At 72.6% G+C, this 9,952-nt stretch carries 7 protein-coding genes; 2 read left to right on the top strand and 5 right to left on the bottom strand.

What is annotated here, in order from left to right; all coding sequences use genetic code 11:
* Positions 1–225 precede the first annotated feature (225 nt).
* The 5 genes from HDR73_RS00785 to HDR73_RS00765 all read right to left on the bottom strand — a co-directional run bounded on the left by HDR73_RS00785 (position 226) and on the right by HDR73_RS00765 (position 8,229).
* Positions 226–3,252, bottom strand: a complete 3,027-nt coding sequence (locus HDR73_RS00785; protein ID WP_041464423.1) for an alpha-mannosidase — start codon at positions 3,250–3,252, stop codon at positions 226–228.
* A 136-nt stretch (positions 3,253–3,388) separates the two neighbouring features.
* Positions 3,389–4,219 (bottom strand): carbohydrate ABC transporter permease, encoded by an 831-nt coding sequence (locus HDR73_RS00780; RefSeq protein WP_012298418.1) that lies wholly within the window; start codon positions 4,217–4,219, stop codon positions 3,389–3,391.
* 88 nt (positions 4,220–4,307) lie between these two features.
* Positions 4,308–5,330: a carbohydrate ABC transporter permease gene (locus tag HDR73_RS00775; protein WP_041464424.1), complete on the bottom strand. Its 1,023-nt coding sequence runs from the start codon at positions 5,328–5,330 to the stop codon at positions 4,308–4,310.
* A gap of 2 nt (positions 5,331–5,332) precedes the next feature.
* Positions 5,333–6,724: an extracellular solute-binding protein gene (locus tag HDR73_RS00770; RefSeq protein ID WP_041464425.1), complete on the bottom strand. Its 1,392-nt coding sequence runs from the start codon at positions 6,722–6,724 to the stop codon at positions 5,333–5,335.
* A gap of 239 nt (positions 6,725–6,963) precedes the next feature.
* A complete protein-coding gene (locus tag HDR73_RS00765) occupies positions 6,964–8,229 on the bottom strand; it encodes an ROK family protein (protein WP_041464426.1) in 1,266 nt (421 codons plus the stop codon).
* 172 nt (positions 8,230–8,401) lie between these two features.
* Here HDR73_RS00765 and HDR73_RS00760 point away from each other — a divergent pair, with 172 nt between their 5' ends.
* Together HDR73_RS00760 and HDR73_RS00755 are read left to right on the top strand one after the other, a co-directional pair.
* Positions 8,402–9,547, top strand: a complete 1,146-nt coding sequence (locus HDR73_RS00760) for an iron-containing redox enzyme family protein (RefSeq protein ID WP_012298422.1) — start codon at positions 8,402–8,404, stop codon at positions 9,545–9,547.
* Positions 9,544–9,825 carry a CDGSH iron-sulfur domain-containing protein gene (locus HDR73_RS00755; protein WP_012298423.1) on the top strand — a complete coding sequence of 94 codons (282 nt, stop codon included), beginning with the start codon at positions 9,544–9,546 and terminating at the stop codon, positions 9,823–9,825. Before HDR73_RS00760 ends, HDR73_RS00755 begins: the two co-directional genes overlap by 4 nt.
* Positions 9,826–9,952 lie beyond the last annotated feature (127 nt).

The raw sequence follows: 9,952 nt of genomic DNA, 5'->3' as shown, positions 1-9,952 counted from the left end.
GATGCGCGCACTGACGCGACACCCCGAGCTCGCGAGCCACATGCGACACCGGACGACGATCCTCGACTACCCGACGCACGAGGAGAAGCCGACCATGAACAGTCAACCGGGCATTAGCGATGGGACATCGAGGCCTCCTGGCGATGGTTGAACTAGACAGCTCCATCAAGCCAGGAGGCCTCTTCACACGCCCCGAAGTGTCACCAACGTCACGGCCGAGTACAGCTAGGCGCGCGCGAACCGCAGGGTCGCGATCTCGAACGGCCGCAGCGTCAGCTCGATCCCCTCGCCCGACGGCCGCGCGTCGGCGCCCTCCAGCGGCCGCTCCAGCAGGTCGGTGCGGATGGGGTCGCCGAGGCCGGCTGCCGCGTCAACCCGCACGACCGTGCGCTCGCGGCCGCCGCGCGCCTCGTAGAGCCGCACGACCAGGTCGCCCGAGCGGTCCTCGGCGAGCTTGACGGCCTCGATCACGACGGCCGCGTTGGACGACGTGACGAGCGGGGCGACGCCGTGGTCGCCGGCGACCTCGCGCATCGGCAGGTTCAGCCGGTAGCCCGCGTCGGCGGCGCCCAGCACGTCGGGCGCGACCCGCACCGCGGAGCGCAGCACGTGCCGGCCCTGGTCGGCGTGCGGGTCGGGGAACACGGGCGCCCGCAGCAGCGACTGGCGCACGAGGGTCGCGCTGCCGCCGTCGGGGCGGGGGATCCGCGTCACGTCGTGCCCGTACGTCGCGTCGTTCGCGACCGCCACCCCGAAGCCGGGCTCACCCACGTGCACCCAGCGGTGCGCCACCGTCTCGAAGCGCGCCGTCTCCCACGAGGTGTTCGCGTGCGTCACCCGCTGCACGTGCCCGAACTGCACCTCGGACGCGGCGCGGTCGGCGTGCACGTCGACCGGGAACGCGAGCTTCAGGAGCTTCTGCCGCTCGTGCCAGTCGACGTCGGTGACGACCTGCAGCTCCGGCTCGCCGGCCGGCAGCGTCCACGTCTGGGTGACGCGCGAGGCGCCGAAGGCGCGCTCGACCACGAGGGCCGCGCCCTCGATCCGCACCGACTCGACATCGGTGAGGTCGGTGCGGTTGCGGCGGTAGGCGTCGTCGATGTCCCACGCGTCCCACTGGTTCGGGGTGTCGCGGAAGAGCTGCAGGAGGCCGAGGCGCTGACCCGGTGCGACGAGGTCGCGACCCGATGCCGCGTCCACGAGCGAGGACACCGTGCCGTCGGCCTCGAAGCGCGCGCGGACGAGGCCGTTGTCGATGAGCCAGCCGTCGCCGTCCGCGACGGGCGCGGGGGAGCCGGGCGCGGGATCCACGACCGCGGCCGACAGCGCGCCGACGCCCGCCGCGTCCACGGGCGCCGCGTTGAACGCGATGCGCCGCTCGCCGGATCCCGCGAGCACCGACTGCGCGTCGGCCATGAGCTCCCGCAGCCGCCCCTGCACGCGGGCGTGCTCGCGCTCCGCCTCCTGGTGCACCCAGGCGATGGACGTGCCCGGCAGGATGTCGTGGAACTGCAGCAGCAGCACCGTGCGCCAGAGCGCGTCGAGCTCGTCGTGCGGGTACTCGACGAGGCCGCGCACCGCCGCGGTCGCGAGCCACAGCTCCGCCTCCCGCAGCAGGTGCTCGCTCCGCCGGTTCCCCTGCTTCGTGCGCGCCTGCGACGTGTACGTGCCGCGGTGGAACTCCAGGTACATCTCGCCCGACCACACGTGCGGGTCCCGGAGCTCGGCCTTCGCGGCGTCGAAGAAGTCGAGCGGCGTGCCGAGCGTGACGCGCGGCGACCCCTCGAGGTCGCGTGTGCGGTGGGCGGCCGCGACCATCTCGCGGGTGGGCCCGCCGCCGCCGTCCCCCCAGCCGAACGGGACGATGGACGCGTTGCTCACGGCCTTCTCCGCGTGCTGCCGCTCGGCGCGCGCGAGGTCCTCGCCGGAGAGGTCGGAGTTGTAGGAGTCCACCGGCGGGAAGTGCGTGAAGACGCGGCTGCCGCCGATCCCCTCCCAGAGGAAGGTGTGGTGCGGCATCGTGTTGGTCTCGTTCCACGACTGCTTCTGCGTGAAGAAGTACTCCGCTCCCGCGCCCCGCACGATCTGCGGCAGCGCGGCCGTGTAGCCGAAGGAGTCGGGCAGCCACACCTCCCGGGCGTCGATCCCGAACTCCTCGAGGAAGAACCGCTTGCCCTGCACGAGCTGGCGGACGAGCGCCTCGCCGCCCGGCATGTTCGTGTCGGACTCGACCCACATGCCGCCGACGGGCACGAAGCGGCCCTCGGCCACGCGCTGGCGCAGCCGCTCGAACAGGCCCGGGTGGTCCTCCTTCAGCCAGGCGTACTGCTGCGCGCTGGAGGCCGCGAACACGAAGTCGGGATCCTCGTCCATGAGCGCGAGCACGTTGGAGAACGTGCGGGCGACCTTGCGGCGCGTCTCGCGCACGGGCCAGAGCCACGCGGAGTCGATGTGCGCGTGGCCGACGGCCGTGACCCGGTGCGCGCTCGCGTGGGCGGGCGCCGCGAGCACCGCCGCGAGCGCCCTCCGGCCGGCGGCGGCGGTGCCGGCGACGTCGTCGGGATCCACCGCGTCGCACGCGCGCTCCAGCGCCGCGAGGATCTCGGCCCGCCGCGACGACGCCGGATCCAGCTGGCCCATGAGCCCCTGCAGCGTCCAGACGTCGCGGTCGAGCTCCCAGACGGCCTCGTCGCGCCACGCGAGGTCCATGGTGCGGAGCGTGTAGAGGGGATCGTCGCCCGCGGTGGCGAGGTCGCCGAGCGGCGTCTCGCCGTAGAAGGAGTTGCCGCCGACGTCGGGGTTCGAGGCGGCCTCGATCCAGAGGTCGATGGGCGTGCCCGGCCCGGTGCCCGCCCCGACGCCCTCGAGCGGCACGTACCCGTTGTACGGCTCGATGGCCTTCACGACGCTGCCGTCGGGACGGTGGACGAGGCCCTCGGCCTGGAACCCGGGCTGGCGGTCGCTGAAGCCGAGGTCGACGAGCACCTCGAGCGCGGTGCCCGCGGCGTCCGCGTCGTCGGGCACGGTCCCGGTGACGTGGAACCACGTCGTGCCCCATGCCCGGCTCCACGGCGTGCCGACCGCGAACGGCCGGTACTCCTGCTGCACGGCCTCCGCGAACGGGACCGGTTCGCCGGGCGCGTCCCAGGCCTCGATCGTGAGCGGGATCCGCCGGCGGTGGACGTTCGGGGTGAGGCGGTCGAGGATGAAGCGGGCGATGCGGGCCTCGGCGAGCGCGGTGGTGGGGGGCATGGTCATCTCCAGTCGATGGCGCGGCGTGCCGCGGGCGGGTGGATCGGGTCGTGCGCGGCGCGCGGTCGGCGCCGATGGCGGATGGTGCGGTCGGGCGGCGTCAGCGTGGCGATGGGCCGATGCCGCCGCCCGCGGATCAGCCCTTCACGGCGCCGGCGAGGGCGTTCGACCCGCCGAGCGTGCGCGAGACGAGCACGTACAGCGCGATGACGGGCACCGAGTAGACGAGCGAGAACGCCGCGAGCTGGCCGTACGCGACCGAGCCGTACTGCCCGAAGAAGTTGAAGATGCTCACGGCGGCCGGCTGCTTGTCCGGGCTCAGCAGGAGGATGAAGGGCACGAAGAAGTTCCCCCAGGCCTGGATGAACACGAAGATGAACACCACCGCGATCCCGGGCCGCATGAGCGGCACGACGATGTGGGTGAGCGTGCGCATCATAGACGCGCCGTCCGTCCACGCGGCCTCCTCGAGGGAGATCGGTACCGAGTCCATGAAGTTCTTCGCCATCCAGATCGCCATCGGCAGGCTCGTGGCGGCGAGGAAGAAGACCGTGCCGCCGATCGAGTCGATGAGGTCGAGCGTGACGAAGAGGCTGTAGACGGGCACCATCATCGCGGTGATGGGCAGGCACGTGCCGAAGAGGATCCCGTAGAGGAACGGCTTGTTGATCCGCATCCGGTACCGCGACAGGGGGTAGGCCGCGAGGATCGCGACCACCACCGTCACGACGGCGCAGCCGCCCGAGAGCACGAGGCTGTTCATCAGGGGGATGAACGAGATCTCGGGCGTGAGCACGGCCCGGAAGTTCTCCAGCGTGAACTCCGCCGGCACCTTCGCCGAGAGCGTCGCCGACGGGTCGACCGACGCCAGCACGAGCCAGACGAGCGGCACCGCGAAGCACAGGGCGACGACGACGAGCACCAGGTTCGCGACGAGGCGCATCACGCGGCCGCTGGGAGAGGTCATGCGGGATCCCGGAGGCCGGGCCGACCGCCTCCTCGGGCCGGGCGGGCGGCCGGCGTGGTCGTCGGGGTCATCGTGGTCACGGCCATGGTCAGTCCACCTCCGGGCGCAGCGCCCTGATGTAGATCACCGAGAAGACCGCGCCGACGAGCAGCATGATCGTGGCGATCGCGGTGCCGAAGCCCAGCTGCGAGAACTGGAACGCCTCCTGGTAGGCGAGGATCGGCAGGGTCGAGCTGCTGGTGCCCGGACCGCCGCCCGTCATCACGAAGATGAGGGTGAAGACCGAGAGCGTCTGCAGCGTGGTAAGCATCAGGTTGGTCGAGATGCTGCGGCTGATGACCGGCAGCGTGATGAACACCAGCCGCTGCCAGCCGGTCGCGCCGTCCACCTCGGCGGACTCGGTGATCTCCGGCGGCACCTCCTGCACGGCCGCCGAGTAGACGAGCATCGAGAAGGCGGATCCGCGCCAGACGTTCGCGAGGATGACCGACAGCAGCGGCAGGCCGTAGAGCCAGTTCGGGCCCTGGATCCCGAAGAAGCCGAGGATCGTGTTGAGCGTGCCCGAGTCGTTGAAGAACGCGTACGCGGCGAACGCGGCGACGATCTCCGGCAGCACCCACGCCGCGATGACGAAGGTGCCGACGATCGCGCGCACGACGCGGTTCCCCTGTCGCATGAGCAGCGCCAGGCCGAGGCCGACGACGTTCTGCCCGACGACCGCGGAGAAGAACACGAACGCGAGCGTGAGGAGCACCGACTTGGGGAAGTCGGGATCCGCGAACAGCGCCGTGTAGTTGTCGAACCCGATGAACTGCGCGCCGCCGGCGGCGTACCCGGTGAGGGACGCGTCGGTGAAGGAGCTGTAGAGGCTCGAGATCACGGGGCCGAGGAGGAACAGGGCGAGCAGGACGATCGAGGGCAGCAGCGGGATGGTGCGCGCGCCGGTGCGGAGCGCGCGGGCGCGGGCGCGCCCCGGGCGGACGGGCGACGGCCCGCCGACGACCGGGCCGGATCCCGATCCCGATCCCGCTCCCGATCCCGCGGCGCCCCGCCGGTCAGCGCTCCGCACGTCGGCGTCGGGGCCGACCGGGACGGGGGCGATGGTGGCCACCGTCAGCCCTCCGCCTTCTGCGTCCCGTCCTCGCCGACGATGCCGACGAGCGCCTGGTCGTAGGCGGCCGCGGCCTCCGACGGGGACTGCTGGCCGGTCATCACCGACTCCATGGCCACGGTGATCGCGTTGGAGATGCGGCTGTAGTCGGTGGTCGCCGGGCGGAAGTGCGTCTTGTCGACGATGGAGGAGAAGAACTCGAACGTCGGGTTGGACGCGACGTACTCGGGATCCTCGGCGACGTCGCTGCGGACCGCGATCTGGCTGGCCGCGATGTCGTACGACTGCGAACCGTCCTTGTCGAGCGCGTCGGCGATGAACTCGAACGCCTTGTCGGGGTTCGCCGTCTTCGCGCCGACCGCGAGGGTCCACCCGCCCGACATGCTGACCGCGCCGGGAGCCTGGCCGTCCTGCGTGGGCATGGGCGCCTGGCCCATCACGTCGCTCCACTCGGGCCACGGGTTCGTGCCCGTGTCGAGCCAGGTGCCGCTCAGCCACGAGCCGTCGAGGTCGATGGCGAGCTTGCCCTGCGGGATCCGCTGGCCGGCGACGATGGTCCCGATGTTGGTGTCGAGCGCCTCCTCGGGCTTCGGGCCGATCCCGCCCTGGTAGACGTCGCGGATGAAGCCGAGCGAGTCCTCGAAGCCCTGGGAGCCGGTGATCCACTTGCTCGTCGAGTCGTCGTAGAGGGTGCCCGTGGGGGTGCCGTAGTGCAGCATCTCGAAGCCCTGCATCGTCGCGCCCTCGCCCTGCGGCTTGCCCGAGTAGACGTTGATGGGCACCACGTCCGGCAGCTCCTGCTTGATCGTCTTCGCGGCGTCGAGCACGTCGTCCCAGGTCTTCGGCTCCCACGGCACGGGGAGGCCCGCCTTCTGGAAGAGGTCCTTGTTGTACCAGAGGGCGCGCGTGTCGGTGCCCATCGGGATCCCGTAGACCTTGCCGTCCTCGCCGACGCCCGCCTGCTTGGCGGAGTCGAAGAACTTCGACCAGTCGTCCCACTTCGCGACCTGGTCGTCGAGGGGGAGGAGGTAGCCGGCGGCCGCGTCGGACTTCACCTTGAACGTGTCCTCGTACATCACGTCGGGGGCGGTCGAGGCGGAGCGGTTCATCAGCGCGAGCTTGGTGAAGTAGTCGTCGTTCTGCGCGGCGATGGGAACGAACTCGACCTTCATGCCGGGGTTCGCGGCCTCGAAGGTCTTCGCGGTCTCCTTCATGTGGGCGTCCATCTGGGTGAAGGTGCCGAACTTTTGGTAAGCGACCTTGATGGTCTTGCTGTCGCCTCCGCCGCCCGCGCCGCCCGAGCAGCCGGTGGCGAGGAGGAGGGCGGCGACGGACGCCGCCGTGATCTGGAGGATGCGGGCCCGCGTCCTGCGGCGAGGCGTTCGGTTCGTCATGGTGCTCCCTTGCTCCACTTGCTCGGACGGTCGGCGTCGTCGCCGCCCGTCGGGATTAGCCAAACGTATGGACTAATCCATGTCAAGACATCCTCCATCTCGATCCGGTGACGGGGCGGGCGCACGGACCGCGATCGCCGGCCGTCGGCAGCAGACGATGAGGCGGGCCCGGCGGGATGGGGCGCCCAGCCGCGGACGGGCGCCCAGCCGCGGACACGCGCTCAGCCGCGGATGGGCGCTCAGCCGCGGATGAGCATCGCCGACGGGCGCGGCGAGAACGCGTTGTCGAGCACGAGGCAGGCGGCGCCCACGGCGGCGACGTCCTCGCCGACGGCCGACTCGACCACCCGCACGGGGTGCTTCGCGATGAGCGCGGGGGACCGACGCACCTCCTCGGGCAGCGTCTCCAGCACGAGGCGCGCGATCGGGTGCCAGAACGGGCCGCCGCAGACGACCTCGTCGAGGTCGAGTAGGTTCACCTGGATCACGATGGCGCGCGCGAGGTGCCGGGCTGCCGCCTCCACGATCCGGCGGGCGGAGCCGTCCTCGGTGTCCGCGCGGGCGGCGAGCGCATGGAAGGCCTCACCGATCAGGCGCATGTCGACCGCGTCGCCGCTCGCCGCCGCCTCCTCGAGCGCCGCGTCGGACACGTCGCCGGCCCGGAGCACGCCGCCCTCGACGGCCTGGCGCACGAGCGCGTGCGGGGTGATCAGCTCGCCCACGCAGCCGACCCGCCCGCACGTGCAGCGCCTCCCGCGTGCGGCGACCATGATGTGCCCGGCGTCGCCCGCGTTGGAGCTCGCGCCGCGCACGGGCTCGCCGCCGAGCACGAGGCCGGTGCCGAACCCCGTGCCGTAGTAGACGAAGGCGAGGTGTCGGCGATCCCCGGGGCCGAACCACAGCTCGGCGACGGCGGCGGCGGTCACGTCCTTCTCGAGGAGCACCGGCAGCCCGGTCGCGGTGCTGAGGGCCGAGCGCAGCGGCACGTGGCGCCAGTGGGGGAGCATCGGCGGATCCAGCACGAGGCCCGCGCCCACGTCGATGGGTCCGGGGGCGGCGAGTCCCACGCCGAGCACGGCCCCGCGATCCACGCCGGCGCCGGCGATGAGCCCGTCGACGAGCCGCGCGACGAGCGCCACCACCTCGTCGGGGCGGGACGCGGACGGCGTCGGGCTGCTCACGTGCCGGAGGACCGTGCCCTCGAGGTCGAGCAGCACGGAGGTGATGACCGCGGGATCCATGTGCACGCCCACCGCGAAGCGCCCGCCGGCCACGAGGTGCAGGAGGGTGCGGGGCTTGCCGGGCCCGCGGATCACGGTGCCGCCCTCGCGCACGAGCCCCTCGTCGATGAGGCGGCGGGAGACGTTGGTGACGGTCTGCGCGCTGAGGCCCGTGCGCTCGGCGATCTCGGAGCGGCTGGCGCCCTCGGCCGCCCGGCGCACCGCGTCGAGCACGACGGTGCGGTTGTAACCGCCGATGGCGGGCAGGTTCGTGCCGCGTCGCATGGGCACCTCCTCGGGCCGGCCGTCGCCCGCCGGGCGCGGGCCTCTCCGCAGTATCCCGGATGCGCGCACGGCGATCGCACCGCGCGCGGCGCCTCCGGCACGCCTTACCGCTGTCCGGGGGAGACCGCGACACGCCCGGCCGCGCCGACCGAGGGCGGAGGAGGGTGGAGCCATGACCGATCTGCTCGCGACCGCCCACGAAGCGGTGCGCACCCTCCCGTCGCCCCTCCCCGCCGCGCGCGGCCCGCTCAGCGCCGCGCTCCTCGCCGACCTCGTCGGGGGATCCTCCGCGCCGTCCGTGCTCGGATCCGACACGGCCGTCGGCAGCGCCGTCGAGGCCCGCTCCCTCGCCTCCGCTCCCGACCTCGCGGCGCTCGCCGCCGATGCGCTCGCCGCCACGGGCGACGTGGTCCGGGACGACGACGTCCAGCTGGCCCTGTTCTGCCTCTACGAGCTGCACCACGCCGGCCTCGCCGGGGTGGGCGATGACCGCGAGTGGGACCCGCGGCTGATCGCCGTGCGCGGGATCCTCGAGGGCGCGTTCGAGGCCGTCCTGCGCGAGCGCATCGCCGTTCCCGCGCGTCCCGAGCCCACGTCCGCGGGCGTCGCGGCCGCGCTCTTCGCGCTCACCTCGGCCGACTCCGGCCCGTCCCTCTCCCGCTTCGTCGCGCGGAAGGCGAGCGTCGAGCAGCTCCGCGAGTTCCTCGTGCAGCGCTCGATCTACACGCTCGGCGAGGCCGACCCGCACTCCTGGGCGATCCCGCGCCTCCGCGGCCGCGCCAAGGCGGCGCTCGTGGAGATCCAGGCCGACGAGTACGGCGGCGGCCGGCCCGAGCGCGTGCACGCCACCATCTTCGGCGCGACCCTGCGCGGCGTCGGCCTCGACGACCGCTACGGCTCCTACCTCGACGACGTGCCCGCGATCACGCTCGCGTCGTCGAACGCCATGTCGCTCTTCGGCCTGCACCGGCGCCTCCGCGGCGCGATCGTCGGCCACCTCGCCGCGTTCGAGATAACCTCGAGCGTGCCGAGCCGCCTGTACGCGAGCGGGATCCGCCGGCTGGGCTTCGGCGACGACGTCGCCTGGTACTACGACGAGCACGTCGAGGCCGACGCCGTGCACGAGCAGATCGCCGCGCACGACCTCGCGGGCGGGCTCGTCGAGTCCGAGCCCGGGCTGCTCGACGACGTCCTGTTCGGCGCGGCCGCGTGCCTCGAGGTCGAGGGCTGGGTCGGCGCGCACGTGCTCAGCAGCTGGCAGGCCGGACGGTCGTCGCTGCGGGAGGGGTCGACGGCCGCGGTCGTGGCCGCCGCGTGAGCGCGTCGCCCGCGGACGACGAGTTGACGCGGGGATCCGGAGCCGCCCGGTCGCCCGCGCCCGAGCCGCCGCGCATCATCGCGTACCCGGACGGCCCGCTGCTCGTGCGCGGCGAGTTCGAGATCGTGGATCCGCAGGGGCGGCCCGTGCCGCGCACCCGGCGGACGGTCGCGCTCTGCCGCTGCGGCGTCTCCTCGATCAAGCCCTACTGCGACGGCACGCACCGCCTGGTCGGCTTCCGCACGGATCCACCCGCGCCGGACGCGGCCGCGGAGTAGCGGCGACGATGTACTCGGCCATGACGTTGGTGACACTTCGGGGCGTGTGAAGAGGCCTCCTGGCTTGATGGAGCTGTTCAGTTCAACCATCGCCAGGAGGCCTCGATGTCCCACGGTAATGCTCGTC

This window comes from Clavibacter sp. (assembly GCF_014802555.1).
Taxonomy (GTDB): Bacteria; Actinomycetota; Actinomycetes; order Actinomycetales; family Microbacteriaceae; genus Clavibacter; species Clavibacter sepedonicus.
The sequence above is the reverse complement of the archived record's forward strand: the minus strand, read 5'-3'. Positions and strand labels throughout refer to the sequence as shown.